The organism is Pelagimonas sp. (assembly GCF_050633425.1).
Taxonomy (GTDB): domain Bacteria; phylum Pseudomonadota; class Alphaproteobacteria; order Rhodobacterales; family Rhodobacteraceae; genus Pelagimonas.
Window position 1 is genome coordinate 1 of record NZ_JBOEGM010000025.1, and the last position, 16,219, is coordinate 16,219.

Genomic DNA, 16,219 nt, shown 5'->3' on the forward strand with positions numbered 1-16,219 from the left:
GGCCGATCCATCCGTGGTGGAAACGCTGGTTGACAACCGTATGAACCGGGAGAGCTGAGCCATGATGGATGGATCAACAACTCTCGCTGCGCCTGTCCTTATCCTGCTTGGCCCCCCAGGGGCCGGCAAAGGCACCCAAGCCCGTATGCTGGAAGAAGAATTTGGTTTTGTTCAGCTTTCGACCGGAGATCTTTTGCGCGCCGCTGTGGCCGCTGGGACCGAGGCCGGAAAACGCGCCAAGGCGGTTATGGAAGCGGGCGATCTGGTCAGCGACGATATCGTGATTGCGATCCTGCGTGACCGTTTGAGCGACACCGATTGCGCCAAGGGGGTCATCCTTGATGGCTTCCCACGCACCACGGTTCAGGCCGAAGCTCTGGACCGTCTGCTTGAGGACTCAGGTCAGCGTATCAACGCCGCGATCAGCCTTGAGGTTGACGACGCTGCGATGGTGACGCGGATTTCCGGCCGCTACACCTGTGGCGGATGTGGCGAAGGCTATCACGACACCTTCAAACAGCCAAAAGCCAGCGGTGTTTGCGACAATTGCGGCGGGACGGACATGAAGCGCCGCGCCGACGACAATGCCGAAACCGTTGCCAGCCGTTTGGAAGCCTATCACGCTCAAACCGCCCCGCTGATTGAATATTACAAAACTCAAGGCGCGCTGAAAGGCGTGGCTGCCATGGGTGCCATCAATGAAATCGCGTCCGAAATGGGCGCAATAGTTCGAGGGGCCGTCGCGTAAGCGTCGGCACCTTGGCGCCCCTTGGGACGGGGGGCGCAGCAAAAGCCCTGCCCTTCCCCGGGCAGGCAAATGGAGGAAGAGGAGGACCCGCATGACGGATCACACATCTCAAGACGCAAAAGCCGCCGAAAAGTCCGATCAGGGCTATTGGGCCGCCAACGTGCGTATCATTTTGGTTAGCCTGGTTATTTGGGCCGTTGTTAGCTTTGGTTTCGGTATTCTGCTGCGCCCTGCCCTGTCGGGTATCCGCGTGGGTGGCACTGACCTTGGCTTTTGGTTTGCCCAACAAGGGTCAATCATCGTCTTTTTGGGCCTGATCTTTTTCTACGCCTGGCGGATGAACAAGCTCGACCGTGAATACGGCGTCGAAGAGGAATAAGCGCAATGGATCAGTTTACCATCAACCTGCTGTTTGTTGGCGCGTCTTTTGCGCTCTACATCGGCATCGCGATCTGGGCCCGTGCGGGTTCCACATCCGAATTCTACGCTGCGGGTCGCGGCGTTCACCCGGTCACCAACGGTATGGCGACAGCGGCTGACTGGATGTCAGCGGCCTCGTTCATTTCGATGGCCGGTCTTATCGCGTTCACCGGCTACGACAACTCTTCCTTCTTGATGGGTTGGACAGGCGGCTACGTTCTGCTGGCTCTGCTGCTTGCGCCTTACCTGCGTAAGTTCGGCAAGTTCACCGTGTCCGAATTCATCGGCGATCGTTTCTACAGCCCAACCGCGCGTGTTGTTGCGGTTATCTGTCTGATCGTTGCCTCCACCACCTATGTTATCGGTCAGATGACCGGTGTTGGTGTTGCCTTTGGTCGCTTCTTGGAAGTGTCCAACACGGCCGGTCTGTTGATCGGTGCCTGTGTGGTTTTCGCCTACGCTGTGTTCGGCGGCATGAAGGGTGTGACATACACTCAGGTTGCTCAGTACGTTGTTCTGATCATGGCCTACACCATCCCAGCGATCTTTATCTCGCTGCAGCTGACCGGTAACCCTGTTCCTGCTCTGGGTCTGTTTGGTGATCACGCCGCGTCGGGTACGCCGCTGCTAACCACGCTTGACCAAATCGTGTCCGAGCTTGGCTTCAAAGAGTATACAGCCCACCACGCTGACACGTTCAACATGGTTCTGTTCACTCTGTCGCTGATGATCGGTACCGCGGGTCTGCCCCACGTGATCATGCGTTTCTTCACCGTTCCTAAAGTTGCCGACGCACGTTGGTCTGCTGGTTGGGCGCTGGTGTTCATCGCGCTGCTTTACCTCACCGCCCCTGCTGTTGGTGCCATGGCGCGTCTGAACATCACTGAACTGATGTGGCCAAACGGCACGTCTGGTGACCCTGTTTCGGTCGAAATGATCGAAGGCGAGAAGCAATATGACTGGATGGCGACTTGGCAGAAAACTGGCCTCTTGGGCTGGGAAGACAAGAACGGCGACGGCAAAATCGCTTACTTCAACGAAAAAGACGCCGACACAGTTGCCAAAATGGAAGCTGCTGGCTGGGGTTCTGAAAACGAGCTGACCAAGTTCAACCGCGACATCCTGGTTCTTGCGAACCCTGAAATTGCGAACTTGCAACCTTGGGTTATTGGTCTGGTTGCTGCGGGTGGTCTTGCCGCTGCTCTGTCAACCGCTGCTGGCCTGTTGCTGGCGATCTCTTCTGCGGTATCGCATGACTTGATCAAAGGTTCGATCAATCCGAATATCTCGGAAAAAGGTGAATTGCTCTCCGCTCGTATCGCCATGGCCGTTGCCATCGCCGTTGCGACATGGCTGGGTCTGAACCCTCCGGGCTTCGCTGCTCAAACCGTGGCCCTTGCCTTTGGTCTGGCCGCTGCGTCGATCTTCCCGGCGCTGATGATGGGCATCTTTACCAAGGTGAACAACAAAGGTGCTGTTGCAGGCATGTTGGCCGGTCTGGGTGTCACCCTGATCTACATCTTCCTGCACAAAGGTTGGTTCTTTGTTCCGGGCACCAACACCTTCACCGACGCAGACCCTCTCTTGGGGACAATCAAATCGACTTCCTTCGGTGCGATTGGCGCGATGGTGAACTTCTGTGTGGCCTTCACAGTCTCCAAATTCTCGGCTCCTATCCCTACCGAGATCGAAGAGCTGGTCGAAAGCGTTCGCGTACCACGCGGTGCTGGCGAAGCTGTGGATCACTAAACAATGAGTGCTCTGTTGTTTCCCATTCGGCAGAGCACATCATGACCAAGACGGGGCGCCTATACGGTGCCCCGTTTTACATTTCCTAAGGGTAATTCACACTTGCCTCTCCCAAAATTCTCCTGCCGTCGCAGGGCCTTATTTGCTTCAAATCAAGGTCACTGTCGCCGCCGAATGCAAAAAGACTCCCGATACTGACGTTGCAAAAAAGAGCCTGATTGATGCCCCTCGACTCCGCTGCCCTCTCCCGATTTCTAAGCGCCGTGCATCCGTATGACGCACTGCCCCAAGAGGCGCTGAGCGCGCTCTTGCCCCGCTTTGAATCGCGTCTCTATTTCGCAGGCGATGAGATCTACAGCCTCGGCTCTGAGCTAGAAGGACTGTTTTTGATCCATGAAGGTCAGGTCGAAATCCGCGACGAACATGACGTGCCGGTGTCTTTGCTGGGCCGCCGAAATTCCTTTGGCGAACGCGGGTTGTTGCGCGAAGGCCTGTCGGTCACCTCGGCGCGGGCCGTCGAAGATTGCCTGCTGGTCATCCTACCGCGAGACGCTTTTCACGGGTTGCTTGAAACCCAAGACGCGGCGCGCAAATTCTTTGACCGCAGTCGCACCGCCAAACCACGCAAAGCTGACCTCTCAACAAGCCGGGTTGCCACCCTGATGGCCCCGGCTCCTTTGACGTGCCCCGCTCAAACCACAGTCAGAGACGCGGCACAGATCATGCATTCTCGTCGCATTTCATCGGTTTGTATCACCGATGGAAGCAACCTTCTGGGCATTGCAACGATCCGCGATCTATCGGGCAAAGTTGTCGGAGGAGCCCTGCCCTATGACACGCCGCTGTCAGATATCATGACACCAAACCCAATGACCCTATCCCCGTCAGATATCGGGTCTGACGTGTTGCATATGATGATGGAGCGGCGGATCGGCCATGTTCCCATCACCGAAGCGGGTAAGTTGGTGGGCATCGTCACCCAGACAGACCTCACCCGGTTTCAGGCCGTTAGTTCGGCCGAGTTGGTGTCAGAAATCGCCCATGCCTCAAGCGCCGAAGAGATGGCCAAGGTGACTGCGCGTATTCCGCAACTTTTGTTGCAGCTTGTCGCGGGCGGAAACCGCCACGAAGTTGTCACGCGTTTGATTACTGACATCGCCGACACGGCAACCCGCCGCCTTTTGGCCCTAGCCGAAGAGACCTTCGGCCCCGCGCCAGTGCCGTTTCTTTGGTTGGCCTGTGGGAGCCAAGGACGCCAGGAACAAACCGGCGTTTCGGACCAAGACAACTGCATTTTGATCGACGATGCCGTGACCCAAGATCAAATGCCCTATTTCACCAAACTGGCCGAGTTTGTTTGTACGGGCCTTGATACCTGTGGCTATGTGTTTTGCCCCGGCGACATGATGGCCACCAATCCGCGCTGGTGCCAACCCGTTCGGGTCTGGCGGGAGTATTTCCGCAGTTGGATCAACAAGCCAGTCCCCGAAGCACAAATGCTGGCCTCTGTTATGTTTGATCTGCGCCCTATCGGAGGCGCGGTTGATCTGTTCGGCGACCTGCAGGAAGAGACGCTAAAAGCCGCCGCCCAAAACTCCATCTTTGTTGCGCATATGCTGTCCAACTCTCTGAAGCACACGCCCCCATTGGGGTTGTTGCGCGGCTTTGCGACCATTCGCTCGGGGGAGCACAAAAACCATTTGGACCTGAAACATAACGGCGTTGTTCCTGTGGTGGATTTGGGCCGGATTTATGCGCTTCAAAGTCGGTTGGCGCAAGCCAATACCCGCGCGCGGCTCGAAGGGGCAATGGCGGCTGGCGTGCTCAGCCAATCCGGTGGCCAGGACCTCTTGGATGCCTATGATTTGATCGCGGAATCCCGGCTGGAACATCAGGCCGAACAAGTCAAATCGGGCAATGCGCCTGACAACTATCTGGCCCCTGCGGACCTGTCAGATTTCGAACGCAGTCATTTGCGGGATGCATTTGTGGTGGTGAAATCCCTACAGTCTGCCGTAGGACATGGAAAAGGGATGCTCGGATGAGGCCAGCCAAATTCCATTCATGGAATTTGCAAGACTCTTGCAAGAGTTTTGGCCGCGCTTCTGGCACACAATGGGAATGAACACCGGGTGACGGTGTTGGGGAGGTTGAATGTTTCTGGAATTGATCGCGGTTTTTATCGCCGGGTTTGCGGGTGCCGGTGCCATGATGTTACTGGCCAAGCTCACCGGCGGGCGGTTGCCAAAATGGCTTATCCCAGTTGGCGCAGGTGCCGCCATGCTCGCGGCAGGTATTTCCAGCGAATACAGCTGGTACAGCCGCACATCGGGAAATCTTCCTGAAGGCATTGAAATCGCCCAAACAGGTGAGAGCAAAGCGATGTGGCGTCCCTGGACCTATGTGTTCCCGATGACCAACCGCTTTGTCGCGGCCGACATCGGAAATAAACAAGCCAACAGCGCGACAGAGGGGCTTTTCCTCGTTGATCTCTACTTTTTTGGCCGTTGGCAGGCGGTTCAAGTTGTTGAAGTCATGGTAGATTGCAAGACCCACCGCCGGGCCGACCCGGTGCTTGGTGATGGCTCTGAGCCATTATGGCGTGATGTCGGCCCCAAAGATGAGATTGTGAAAACCGTCTGTCAGGAGGCCTGACATGTTTACCAAGCTCAGCCTTAGAGTGAGGATTTTCCTGTTTTTCTGCCTGATTGCCATAGGTGGCACAAGCTTGGTTCTCGTCTCGCTCTGGATCGGTCACGCACGTGTCTCGAAGACATCCGTTGCGGATGGCTTCCTCTTTGCCGGGATCATTTCCGTCCTCGGCACAGTGGGATTGACCGCCGGAATTTGGCTTCTCTTCGACGAAAACATTGCCAAACCGATTGAAAAACTGGCCTCGGAAATGCGGACCCGCGCGCATGCCGGTGTTGGCACAGAGGTGGACACCAAAGCCGCCCGTTATTTGGGTGACCTCGCTCCGGCGGCCAGCGCGGTGACCACAGCTTTGTCAGACACGGCACTATCGACGGCCCAAAAAGTTGCTGCCGAAACAGAGCGGTTGGCTGCGGAAAAAGCCCGTCTCACCGCACTTCTGACTGAAATTCCCGTTGCGATGATCTTGGTAAACGCGCATGATCAGATCGTTTTATACGATGGCCAGGCCGCCGAAGTCTTATCTCAAATCGGAGTGCCCCGCCTGAATGCCCCGATCGGCGACTACTTTGACACTGCCAGCTTGAAAGCGGCCATCAAGAAACTCAACAAAACCGGTCTAGAAGTGAGTTTTGCCGCCAAAGGGGCCCATGACAGGCTCAGCTTTGATACCCGAATGAAGGCAATGGATGGCGGCGGCTATATGCTGATGATCGACGCCGAGCACGTTAACATCACCCCCGATGCGGCGCGCCCGTTGGTGTACGACTTCGATCTAATGGACCGCACGAGTGAACAGCATGGCACCCATACACCGCTTCGCGATTTGACCTATGCGGTGTTCGATACTGAAACCACTGGCCTGTTGCCCCACAAAGACGAGATCGTGCAAATCGGTGCTGTCCGGGTCGTGAATGGCCGCATCGTTGAGGGGGAAAGCATTAACCAATTGGTCGATCCCGGCCGCCCCATTCCCCCCGCCTCGACCAAAGTGCATCATGTCAGCGACGCAATGGTTGCCGGTGCCCCCAATATTGCCACCGCTGGGCTGCAGTTTCATCGCTTTGCCAGCAATTCGGTGATCGTCGCCCACAATGCCCCGTTCGATATGGCCTTCTTGCACCGCGACAAAGCTAAAATGGGTGTCGACTGGGACCATCCCATTCTTGACACCGTGCTCTTGTCCGCCGTGCTGTTTGGCGCGTCCCAAACCCACACACTGGATGCGCTATGTGATAGGCTTGATGTCACCATCCCCCCGGAATTGCGCCATACAGCACTGGGTGATGCGCAAGCCACAGCCGAAGTTCTGGTGCGGATGCTCCCCATGCTCGAAGCGCGCGGTTTGTCCACATTTGGCGAGGTCATCGAAGAAACCCGCCGCCACGGGCGACTTCTCGAAGACCTCAACTAGCGCTCAGTTGTGGGACGGCGGGTGGGGCGACGCTCGGAACGAGCCAGCGTCACCCAGCCGACTTAGCGTTGTGGCAAACGCACAGCGCCGTCCAGCCGGATTGTTGTGCCGTTCAAATAGGCATTCTCGCAGATTTGACAGACCATTTGCGCGTATTCTGCAGGGTCCCCAAGACGATGCGGAAACGGGATATTGGCAACGATCCCGGCGGTCACATCCTCCGGCAGCGTTTCCATCATCGGCGTGTTAAACAAGCCCGGTGCGATGGCCATGACCCGAATGCCTTGCTTGGCCATTTCACGTGCGGCTGGCAAACACATGGCCGCAATCGCGCCCTTGGACGCGGAATAGGCGGATTGACCGAACTGACCGTCTTGAAACGCAATCGACGCCGTGTTGATCACCACGCCTCGTTCCCCCGTATCCAACGCGTCCTGCTCCATCATCGCCCGCGCCGCATAGGACATGACGTTGAAGGTTCCAATAAGGTTAACCCGAATGGTTTGCTCAAACGAGTCAATCGACAACGCCCCTTCTCGGCCAACAATCCGCTTGGCAGGCGCGATCCCAGCGCAATTCACCGCAATCCGTGGCTTGCCCAGCTCCGCAAGAACCCGATCAAACGCCGCGGCCACCGAGGCTTGATCACCAACGTCCGTTTTGATCGCAATGCCTCCGATGTCCTTGGCCATCAAAGCTCCGCCCTCTGCGTCGAAATCAAGGATCGCAACCTTGGCACCCTCAGCGGCAAGCCGTTTGGCTGTCGCTGCTCCCAATCCGCTTGCTCCACCTGTAACGACTGCAACCTGCCCTGTGATATCCATGGTGTTCTCCTTCTCCACCGTCAAACAAAAGCCGACAAAGCCCTTCAAAAGGGGGCCAAATCGGCTCGGGTCGCTTTTGAATGACCAAATCATGCAAGCCCGTCAATGCCATCACCGCCGACAATTGAACATTTGTTCAGAAAACGGCGTCAGCCTGCATTGCCATCGCGCCATCTGCCCGCCGTGCCCAGAGAGCCATGCTGTGACCCTCTGGTCGCCCTTGGATCTGAAACGGGGCATTCCCGGCAATGGGGGCCAAGCCACGGAACGAAAACCGCTTGGGTGTCTTGCCGACCATACGCCTCCCAAGATCAACCAACAACGTCGCTGTTAGCGGCCCGTGAAAGACCAACCCCTCATAACCTTCGACCTGTCGCGCATAATCAACGTCATAGTGAATGCGGTGCCCGTTAAAAGTCAGCGCAGAGTACCGAAACAGGGTCACAGGATCCGGCTGAATGGTTTCTGAAAACTCAGCCTCTTGGGGCGCGGGCATGGGGGCCGGAGATGTGCGCCCCTTTTGCGGGTCTTCGCGGTAAACAATATCGTGGTCTTCGCTTAGCGCGATCTGGCCGTTCTGGGAAATCTCGTGGCGTACCGTCACAAAGCACAAAGCCCCGCTGCGACCGGTCTTTTCTTCCATTTTCACAATAGAAGAGCGTTTTTGCACCATGGAGCCCAAGCGCAGCGGGTTGTGAAATTCAAACCGCCCCCCCAGCCCACATCCGACGCGGCAGGGCAATAGGTGGCAAAAATCCTCCCTTTTTAGGATGCCCATCACGCCCCAAATCAGCGGGGGATTTTGCTTCCAGAAAGAACAGCCAATGCCAAAGTGGTGGAAGCGCGTCCCCGTCTTTTAACACTCTGTCCAGACCCATTGTTGCTGCCATGCGGTTAGCAGGGTCATGTCGCAGCACATCGCTCCGAGTTTCTGTTTTGCCAATCCAGCTGGAAAAGTCTTGCGTCATTTCATTCTCCTACCCGGCTCATACCGGCAGCTACCGGGCCGTCCCACCTCAAAAAACACGTTTTGCCGCTTCAGTCACAGCTGCATAGGTGTCACGAAATGGCCCGGGCCCGTAACTCACCCGCGCCACGCCAAGATCGGCAAGCGCGGCAATCTCGGGCGTTGTTGTAGACGTCATGATATTGATGGGCAGATCGACACTCTCGCAGATATCTCGAATGAGATCAGGATCAGCCAATCCCGGTACAAAGAATCCATCTGCCCCAGCTTTGGAATATTGGGCAGCCCGTTTCTTCGCCTCATCCAGATGGGTCGCGTGCATGTCCGGTTTCGACTTCAAAAACACATCGGTGCGCGCGTTAATAAACACGGGCGCTCCGATCTTTTGCGCGGTGTCGCGGATCACCGCAATGCGCCGCGCTTGCACCTTACTGGGATGGAGCCCTTGGCCCCCTAGGACTTGATCTTCAAAGTTGAGACCGATCACCCCGGTCTCCAATAGTTTGGCGATATTTGTGCTAAGATCAGCGTCACTTTCCGCATAGCCCCCCTCAAAATCAATACTGACGGGCAGCGTCGTGGTTTCGGCAATCCTCAGAACAATGTCCAACACACGATCCAAAGGCATTGCCTGCCCGTCGGAATAGCCTTGCGCACCGGCAACTGACCAACTTCCTGTTGCAATTGCCTTCGCGCCTGCGGCCTCGACGGCCTTTGCACTACCGGCATCCCAGATGTTGTATAACACCAAAGGAGTTCCCGATTTATGCAGTCCCTTGAAACGGTTGAACTTTTCAATACGCGTCATCGTGAGAACCCTTCATTCGGCGACAGCATAGCCGCGTTCAATTTCCAACAGTTTTTGCTTGCGCCAAAGCCCACCACCATACCCCGTCAGCGCGCCATCTGCGCCAACCACCCGATGACATGGCACAATCAGCGCAATTTGGTTGGCCCCATTGGCCCGCGCCACGGCCCGCGTCGCGCTTGGCTTGCCAAGATGCGCAGCCAATGCGCCATAGCTTCGGGTTTGGCCGGCGGGAATATCTTGCAACGCCCGCCAGACATCTTTGGAAAAGTCCGATCCATGAAAGGCCAAGGGCACACTAAATTGTGCGGATGTTCCCATGAAAAACGCGTCCAACTCAGTCCGCGTTTGCTCCGTCGGGTCGGTGGTCCCGATCCCTATGTCACCACGGACAGAGGCGCTGAGTTTGGTCAGCTCGGTCTTGAGGGCCTTGCGCTCAACAAACTCTAACAGATGCAAATGAGATTTGCTGCTCACAGCGATCATATCGCCAAGCGGTGTTGCGATCCAATCCGCGAGCAACAGACCGGTGGCTTTGAAACTGCCGGGGGGGCGTCCGAGAAGCCGGGCAAAGGCGGCTCGAAACGCGCTTCCAGATGCGAAACCAGCATCCAGTTGCGCCTCGATGACACGCTCCCCCTCTTTGAGCGAAACAAACCCGTCGCGAAGCCGCCTCTGCCGAGCCATTTCAAGAAAGGTCATGCCGAATTGACGCTTGAAGCTGCGGCGCACGGTCGAGGTATCAAACCCAAGTCGCGCGACATCGCCTTCGGTCCAGCGAAAATCGGGACGTTCTTCCAAAGCGGCGAGCAGCGTTTCGATAACGGGGTCCGCCTTGGCCGCAGGTTGCATCGGATGGCATCGCTTGCAGGCCCGGTAGCCCGCTTCGATACAGGCCCCTATTGTTGGGAAAAACGCGCAATTTTCACGTTTGGGTTTGCGCGCCGGGCAGGTCAGCCTGCAAAACACACCTGTCGACGACACACACACAAAGGCCTGACCATCATAGCGGTCGTCACGCGCCAACAGCGCACGGTACAAGGTGTCTTGGTCTGGAAGATCAAATAGCATGGCGTGGTTTTAGCATGCTAGCACCGCGGGTCCGCCGAAAATCGGGCGCTTACTTCACATTTTTGACCTGACGAAAAACCGTTGCAGCCGCCTCGAAATCGCTCTGAGTGGTATGCGATTTTATCCGGTCGTTGACAGTGTCATCGAGCCGCAAACCCCAGGTTTTTATCATACACCCCAAAATGACATACATGCCGTGAATGGCCATGATGTCCATAATTTGAGCCGTGTCAAAATGCGACTCAAGCTTAGTCAAAGTTCCGGCGGAAATCTGATGTTCCCCAATGAGCTCATCCACCGCCTGAAGCAAAAGCGCGTCTTGGGGAGACCATAGTGGTGCAATGTTGCGTTCAAGAACTGCGTTTATTTCCGAATGGGTTAACCCGCATCGCAAGGACCGATCAACATGCGACCCCCATTCGTACCAAGCGCCAAGTTGAATGCCGACGCGCAAAATCACCAACTCTCCCAGACGCGGCCCCAAACTGCCCCCGTTGACAGAGTAATTGCGAAAATTCCACCACGCGTTCAACAGTGACGGGTTGTGCGCCATCAATTTGTGCACATTCAGTGGAGCACCATTCATGTCATCTGCGACAGATGAAAGGGAGCTATCCCACTCTGTTAAATCAATTGGCTCAACCTGTGCTGGCATTCCCTCGCCTCCCCAATGTTTGGAGGGATATGCCAAGGGTTTGCTGGAATGACCAGCTAGACATTACTGGTCTGTCAAGGAGAGCGTAATCCGCTCAAGCTGTTGGGACAGCAACATCAGATGAGTGACCTGCCCAGTTTCAACCTCACCAGCCAAGGAAATCGCCGATTTTTCGATCAAACGAGCAGCTTCCGTTAAATCAAAAGCAATGGCTGACACATCTGGTGACTGGGAATTGTCTGCCCCTGTCAGGTTGTTGGAATCTTGGCCGTTCATATCGCCTGCTGAATCTTTTGGCATTTATCGCGTCCTGCTTGCATGTCCCTGTCACAAAACAAAAAATTGCATCGGTGAAATAAAAAACACTTGGCTTAGCACCGACACCCAGTATTTGGTTATCGAGTAAACAAATTACTTTCAAGTCAAAAATACAATCTTAGCGTGCATTTAACGGAACTGACACACTCAGGGTGTTTTTCATTCGAAAGCCCTTCGAAACGCGCAAGGCGGATGTCATTCCTTGGCTAGGACTCTCTCGATCGCAGTCAACAAATCGCGTTTTTGTATAGGCTTCATCAATCTGATATCTTCTGGTCGAAGCCCATTGCCATGAACCGTTGCTTCGCTCGCGTATCCAGACATAAAGACGACGCGTAAGTCGGGCCAAGTCTCTCGCAGAACTTTCGCCAAAGTTGTACCCTGCAACTTGCCTGGCATTACAATGTCCGTCAGCAACAGATCAAAACTTGGATCATTTTCGAAAATCGTCCGTGCGACATCCCCTGATGGTGCCGGGGTGACGTTATAGTTTGCATTTTCCAATATGCGGACAAGAATTTCGCGCACGTCTTCTTGATCTTCGGCCAACAAAATCCGAGCATCCGTATTGTCCCAACCTTCGGGCCGAGACGCGGTGGAAATCTCGTTCAAGATCGCCTTTTCCCCAACTGGAAAATACAACTTAAACGTTGTCCCAACGCCCGGCTCGGAATAAGCGCGCACTGTTCCGCCCGACTGCCGCATGAATCCCATAACCATCGACAGACCAAGACCAGACCCAGCACCAGGTGCCTTGGTCGTGTAGAAAGGCTCAAACACAAAATTAAGAATTTGTGGTTCAATACCGGTCCCTGTGTCAGAGACACAGAGCATAACATAGCGCCCCGGCTCAAGCTGTTCGCCACGCGTATCAATATAGTCATCGTCAATACGAACATTGGCGGTCTCAAGGGTGAGTTCGCCGCCCAAAGGCATGGCATCTCGCGCATTTAGAATAAGGTTCAACAAAGCACTTTCGGTAGATGCCTGATCCGCCGAAACGGGCCAAAGACCAGCCAACAACGAGGTTTCAATGCTTACATTTGCCGGAAGCGTGCGCCCCGCCCAGTTCTTGGTCTCTCGCACAATAGAATTGAGATCAATGGCTTGGGGTTCCAACCGCGCACGGCGCGCAAAGGCCAACATCTTTTTGGTCAAATCCGCGCCGCGCATGGCTGCGGCGATCCCGGCTTCAATCATTTGGCGATGGTCTTTGTCGAACACCTCATCGCGCAACAGCTCTAGGTTTCCGATGATGACCGCAAGCAAGTTATTGAAATCATGAGCAACACCGCCGGTTAGTTGGCCAATGCTCTCCATTTTTTGCGCCTGCATCGCCAACGCGCTTTGCTCCTTGAGCCGAAGCCCATCAGCAACTTCTTGGGTCACGTCAAAAATGATACAGTCGGTGCGAACTCGATCCTCGCCAAGTTTGACGGCACTGCTGTGGTAATCGATCCATTTTGTGTCGCCAAATTTGTCCGTTATCCTCAACCGGCGCGCCAAAGGTTGAACCCTCAACGCCGCGTTTCTCACATCTTTGCGCATCTCTTCGCGTGTTTCGGCATCCAGAGAGTCAAACAAAATTTCGTTGTTTGCCAAGATCTCTTTGGCGCTGTATCCCCAAATGTCTTCAACATGAGCGCTGGCGTAAACGGCCCGTGCAGGCTGTCCCTGGACCATCTCAGCACTAATAATCGCGCCCGGCAGACTTGCGGCAATCGACGCCAACCTCTGCTCGGCCTCATTCTTGCGGTCTTCGCTTTGTTTGAAATCCGTCAGATCAATCAAAATGCCGACAATCCTAACAAAGCGCCCGTCAGGGTCACGATCGGTGACCCAATTCGATGCGAAATGACGCTGGCTGCCGTCCGGCATCAGACCGCGAAATTCAACATGGTTTACGCCCTTGTTTTCTCGGGTTACGGACGCAATTGTTTTTGAAAGGCGGGTCCGATCATCAGGATGAACACGCTCGATCCAGCTAGAAACCGGAATATCACCGGCGGCTCCAGGCAGTTCGAGAATGCGCATCATACCTTCGTCAAAGGCAACATCTTTGCAGTCGTTCTGGTATTCGAACACACCCATGCGGCCTGATTTGGTCGCCATGTTCAAACGCCGTCCCAGCTCAACGGCGGATCGCTCCGTCCGGTAAACCCGACCCGAGATTGACACGACAAACGCCGTCGCGAGTATAGATAAACCACCGAGAGCCAAACAACTGATTAGCTCAGAAATTGTTTCCCCGCTTCGAAAAAACGAACTGACACCATTTATCAAAATGTGAAGTAAGCAGAGCCCGCCAAAGGCGGTCGCCAAAAACAGCTGCGTGAATTTTCTATCTTTCTGGGGCGGAAAAAACCGTGTGAGCACATAGCCCATCACAGCAATCGAGCCATAAAGTGGGAGGCTCACCCACGCGTCTGGTTCATACCCCTGTGGGGCCACCAGAACCCCGGCCAAAACCGCAATTGCGGCTCCGACTGGACCACCAAGATAGCCAGCGAAAAGCAACGGTCCTGCCCCGCCATCCAAATGGAACGCTTCGCTTGAATGAGGGACAGAATTTGTTGAGATGAGAATGAAGACGAGACTGAAAACCAAGCCAATCAAGGTCTTCTTTAATATCGGTTTTTCGCTCAGCTTGCCGTTGGCCCGAATGGCGTATAGGCCGACACCGCAAAGGGTCAGAAATGTGATGTTCTGGACAATCTGTAGAAACACCATGCAGATGACCCTTCTTCAACTTTCTTCAAGCTATCGAAAAAACCGCTTAGGGAAAACAATTCAGATGCCTGCGGCTTACCTTTGATGAACAAAAACCAACCGAATTTGTTAAGGTTAACAACCTCTGATTGAGCGACGGCTTCAAAAACCCTTAAAGAGGGCGTTTATAAGCCAATCCTAAGACTCACCTAGTTCGTCAATTTACAACGGGAGGGTGCGTTAAACTTTTTGGGCTGCAAGACACCATTCAACCACCGCATCAACGTCCGCTGGCAATTGCTCTGCTAATCCCGCTGAAAACTCCGCAAACGCCGCTTTATTTGCGGCCCCGCCACTTAGACCAACCAAGACCGGAACGTCTTGTTCCAGAGCTGTCGCAATTGCGGCTCGAAACCCGCGGCCTTCGGCCTCTTCCGGTCCGAACTTGTTGAGAACAAACAAGTCGGCTTTGTCGCTGCCGATCGACTCTTCGACCGATGACACCGCCTCAGCAATAGCCGCCGGGTTAAGTCGACACCCTGTTGAGCCTTGCCCCAAGGATTGAGTTATTCGGATGGTTCCGGTTCCCGGAAACACGCGCACGTCCATGTCGCATTGGTGACTTCCGTCGGGCAATTCCTGCAAGACTTTGGCAATGCCACTCAGCCGTAAACCGCGTTTTTCAAGCTCAGCCGCCGCTTGCGAAATCAAGCGGTCAGTTTCACCACGCCCTTCGACCCCTATTGCCGCAATTTTCATGTCGCACCCGTTGATTGATTTTGCAGATGCAACTCTAAGTCACCCAATTGTTGCGCGCCATGCGACGCACTGAACTAGCGCTTTGAACGCTGCAACATGCCAAACAGATCACGCGGGTCATCAGGGTCCGCCAACATATCGAGCTGGACAAAGAAAGCGGTCCCCTGGATAGCGCCTAGAATGTATCGCAACGCCGAAAAATCCTCGATCGCAAACCCAACGCTGTCAAACAACGTGATTTGTTTGTCATCCCGCCGCCCCTCGGCATCCCCGGAGATCACCCGCCAAAGCTCTGTTATTGGATGCCCTTCGTTCAATTGCTGGATCTCACCTTCGACCCATGTTTGCGGCGGGTATTCAACAAAGATGTCAGAGCGCAATAGGATGTCGCGGTGCAGTTCCGTTTTACCCGGGCAATCGCCTCCAATCGCATTGATATGCACACCAGGCCCAATCATGTTGTCGGTCAAAATGGTGTTGTTTTGTTTGTCAGCCGTACAGGTTGTGATGATCTGGGCACCTTCCATCGCCTCTTCGGCGCTGCCACAGGCCACAACCCGCACCCCCTGCCCCGCCAAGTTCGCAGCACATTTTGCGGTTGCCGATGGGTCGGTGTCATACAAGCGGACTTCGCTGATGCCACAGATGGCTTTGAACGCCAGACACTGGAACTCAGACTGAGCACCATTGCCGATCATTGCCATCGTGCTCGCGCCTTTGGGGGCCAGATGCTTGGCAACCATGGCGCTGGTCGCCGCGGTCCGCAGAGCCGTCAGCAATGTCATCTCCGACAGTAGTTTTGGATAGCCGGTGTCTACATCGGCCAAAAGGCCAAATGCCGTGACGGTTTGCAGCCCTTCACGCGTATTCTTGGGATGACCGTTAACATATTTGAAACCATACATCTCGCCATCGGATGTAGGCATCAATTCAATCACGCCAACTTCGGAATGGGAGGCAACACGCGGCGTTTTATCAAAAAGCTCCCAGCGCTTAAAGTCGGCCTCAATGGCCTCGGCCAAATCGCGCAAGACAGTTTCCACCCCAATATGGTGGACAAGCGCCATCATGTTATCGACGGAAACAAACGGAACAAAGGCGAGATCGGAAGGTGTCGGTGCCATG

The 16,219-nt window shown here is 55.0% G+C and carries 16 protein-coding genes; 6 read left to right on the forward strand and 10 right to left on the reverse strand.

The window, feature by feature from the left end:
* The first annotated feature begins 64 nt into the window (after positions 1–64).
* The 6 genes from ACRBB0_RS20425 to ACRBB0_RS20450 all read left to right on the forward strand — a co-directional run bounded on the left by ACRBB0_RS20425 (position 65) and on the right by ACRBB0_RS20450 (position 6,983).
* Positions 65–748, forward strand: a complete 684-nt coding sequence (locus ACRBB0_RS20425; protein WP_431376425.1) for an adenylate kinase — start codon at positions 65–67, stop codon at positions 746–748.
* Positions 749–839: 91 nt separating this feature from the next.
* Positions 840–1,127 carry a DUF4212 domain-containing protein gene (locus ACRBB0_RS20430; protein ID WP_431376314.1) on the forward strand — a complete coding sequence of 96 codons (288 nt, stop codon included), beginning with the start codon at positions 840–842 and terminating at the stop codon, positions 1,125–1,127.
* Between the two features lie 5 nt (positions 1,128–1,132).
* Positions 1,133–2,917: a sodium:solute symporter family protein gene (locus tag ACRBB0_RS20435; protein ID WP_431376315.1), complete on the forward strand. Its 1,785-nt coding sequence runs from the start codon at positions 1,133–1,135 to the stop codon at positions 2,915–2,917.
* Positions 2,918–3,138: 221 nt separating this feature from the next.
* Entirely contained in the window at positions 3,139–4,962 is a 1,824-nt protein-coding gene (locus ACRBB0_RS20440) for a DUF294 nucleotidyltransferase-like domain-containing protein (RefSeq protein WP_431376316.1), read from the forward strand.
* 109 nt (positions 4,963–5,071) lie between these two features.
* Positions 5,072–5,572: a hypothetical protein gene (locus tag ACRBB0_RS20445; RefSeq protein ID WP_431376317.1), complete on the forward strand. Its 501-nt coding sequence runs from the start codon at positions 5,072–5,074 to the stop codon at positions 5,570–5,572.
* 1 nt (position 5,573) lies between these two features.
* A complete protein-coding gene (locus tag ACRBB0_RS20450) occupies positions 5,574–6,983 on the forward strand; it encodes a 3'-5' exonuclease (RefSeq protein ID WP_431376318.1) in 1,410 nt (469 codons plus the stop codon).
* Positions 6,984–7,045: 62 nt separating this feature from the next.
* Here the strand turns inward: ACRBB0_RS20450 and ACRBB0_RS20455 are convergent, their stop codons facing one another.
* The 10 genes from ACRBB0_RS20455 to ACRBB0_RS20500 form a co-directional block, all read right to left on the reverse strand.
* Complete coding sequence (locus tag ACRBB0_RS20455; protein ID WP_431376319.1) at positions 7,046–7,807, reverse strand: SDR family NAD(P)-dependent oxidoreductase; 762 nt, start codon at positions 7,805–7,807, stop codon at positions 7,046–7,048.
* Between the two features lie 136 nt (positions 7,808–7,943).
* A complete protein-coding gene (locus ACRBB0_RS20460) occupies positions 7,944–8,477 on the reverse strand; it encodes a hypothetical protein (protein WP_431376320.1) in 534 nt (177 codons plus the stop codon).
* Positions 8,478–8,508: 31 nt separating this feature from the next.
* Positions 8,509–8,775: a hypothetical protein gene (locus ACRBB0_RS20465; protein ID WP_431376321.1), complete on the reverse strand. Its 267-nt coding sequence runs from the start codon at positions 8,773–8,775 to the stop codon at positions 8,509–8,511.
* Positions 8,776–8,823: 48 nt separating this feature from the next.
* Positions 8,824–9,582 (reverse strand): isocitrate lyase/PEP mutase family protein, encoded by a 759-nt coding sequence (locus ACRBB0_RS20470; protein ID WP_431376322.1) that lies wholly within the window; start codon positions 9,580–9,582, stop codon positions 8,824–8,826.
* Positions 9,583–9,594: 12 nt separating this feature from the next.
* On the reverse strand, positions 9,595–10,653 hold the full coding sequence (locus tag ACRBB0_RS20475; protein WP_431376323.1) for a bifunctional transcriptional activator/DNA repair enzyme AdaA: 1,059 nt from the start codon (positions 10,651–10,653) through the stop codon (positions 9,595–9,597).
* 49 nt (positions 10,654–10,702) lie between these two features.
* Positions 10,703–11,308 carry a carboxymuconolactone decarboxylase family protein gene (locus ACRBB0_RS20480; protein WP_431376324.1) on the reverse strand — a complete coding sequence of 202 codons (606 nt, stop codon included), beginning with the start codon at positions 11,306–11,308 and terminating at the stop codon, positions 10,703–10,705.
* A gap of 63 nt (positions 11,309–11,371) precedes the next feature.
* Complete coding sequence (locus ACRBB0_RS20485) at positions 11,372–11,608, reverse strand: hypothetical protein (protein WP_431376325.1); 237 nt, start codon at positions 11,606–11,608, stop codon at positions 11,372–11,374.
* A 213-nt stretch (positions 11,609–11,821) separates the two neighbouring features.
* The gene (locus tag ACRBB0_RS20490; RefSeq protein ID WP_431376326.1) at positions 11,822–14,356 is read right to left on the reverse strand and encodes an ATP-binding protein; all 2,535 of its coding nucleotides are present in this window, start codon (positions 14,354–14,356) and stop codon (positions 11,822–11,824) included.
* A gap of 219 nt (positions 14,357–14,575) precedes the next feature.
* On the reverse strand, positions 14,576–15,094 hold the full coding sequence (locus ACRBB0_RS20495) for a DUF2478 domain-containing protein (protein WP_431376327.1): 519 nt from the start codon (positions 15,092–15,094) through the stop codon (positions 14,576–14,578).
* A 74-nt stretch (positions 15,095–15,168) separates the two neighbouring features.
* A complete protein-coding gene (locus tag ACRBB0_RS20500; RefSeq protein WP_431376328.1) occupies positions 15,169–16,218 on the reverse strand; it encodes an ornithine cyclodeaminase in 1,050 nt (349 codons plus the stop codon).
* Position 16,219 lies beyond the last annotated feature (1 nt).

Bases quoted from the DNA above. Each gene is read 5' to 3' on its own strand.
- ACRBB0_RS20425 (WP_431376425.1), top strand. From the start codon at position 65: ATGGATGGATCAACAACTCTCGCTGCGCCTGTCCTTATCCTGCTTGGC.
- ACRBB0_RS20430 (WP_431376314.1), top strand. From the start codon at position 840: ATGACGGATCACACATCTCAAGACGCAAAAGCCGCCGAAAAGTCCGAT.
- ACRBB0_RS20435 (WP_431376315.1), top strand. From the start codon at position 1,133: ATGGATCAGTTTACCATCAACCTGCTGTTTGTTGGCGCGTCTTTTGCG.
- ACRBB0_RS20440 (WP_431376316.1), top strand. From the start codon at position 3,139: ATGCCCCTCGACTCCGCTGCCCTCTCCCGATTTCTAAGCGCCGTGCAT.
- ACRBB0_RS20445 (WP_431376317.1), top strand. From the start codon at position 5,072: ATGTTTCTGGAATTGATCGCGGTTTTTATCGCCGGGTTTGCGGGTGCC.
- ACRBB0_RS20450 (WP_431376318.1), top strand. From the start codon at position 5,574: ATGTTTACCAAGCTCAGCCTTAGAGTGAGGATTTTCCTGTTTTTCTGC.
- ACRBB0_RS20455 (WP_431376319.1), bottom strand. From the start codon at position 7,807: ATGGATATCACAGGGCAGGTTGCAGTCGTTACAGGTGGAGCAAGCGGA.
- ACRBB0_RS20465 (WP_431376321.1), bottom strand. From the start codon at position 8,775: ATGACGCAAGACTTTTCCAGCTGGATTGGCAAAACAGAAACTCGGAGC.
- ACRBB0_RS20470 (WP_431376322.1), bottom strand. From the start codon at position 9,582: ATGACGCGTATTGAAAAGTTCAACCGTTTCAAGGGACTGCATAAATCG.
- ACRBB0_RS20475 (WP_431376323.1), bottom strand. From the start codon at position 10,653: ATGCTATTTGATCTTCCAGACCAAGACACCTTGTACCGTGCGCTGTTG.
- ACRBB0_RS20480 (WP_431376324.1), bottom strand. From the start codon at position 11,308: ATGCCAGCACAGGTTGAGCCAATTGATTTAACAGAGTGGGATAGCTCC.
- ACRBB0_RS20485 (WP_431376325.1), bottom strand. From the start codon at position 11,608: ATGCCAAAAGATTCAGCAGGCGATATGAACGGCCAAGATTCCAACAAC.
- ACRBB0_RS20490 (WP_431376326.1), bottom strand. From the start codon at position 14,356: ATGGTGTTTCTACAGATTGTCCAGAACATCACATTTCTGACCCTTTGC.
- ACRBB0_RS20495 (WP_431376327.1), bottom strand. From the start codon at position 15,094: ATGAAAATTGCGGCAATAGGGGTCGAAGGGCGTGGTGAAACTGACCGC.
- ACRBB0_RS20500 (WP_431376328.1), bottom strand. From the start codon at position 16,218: ATGGCACCGACACCTTCCGATCTCGCCTTTGTTCCGTTTGTTTCCGTC.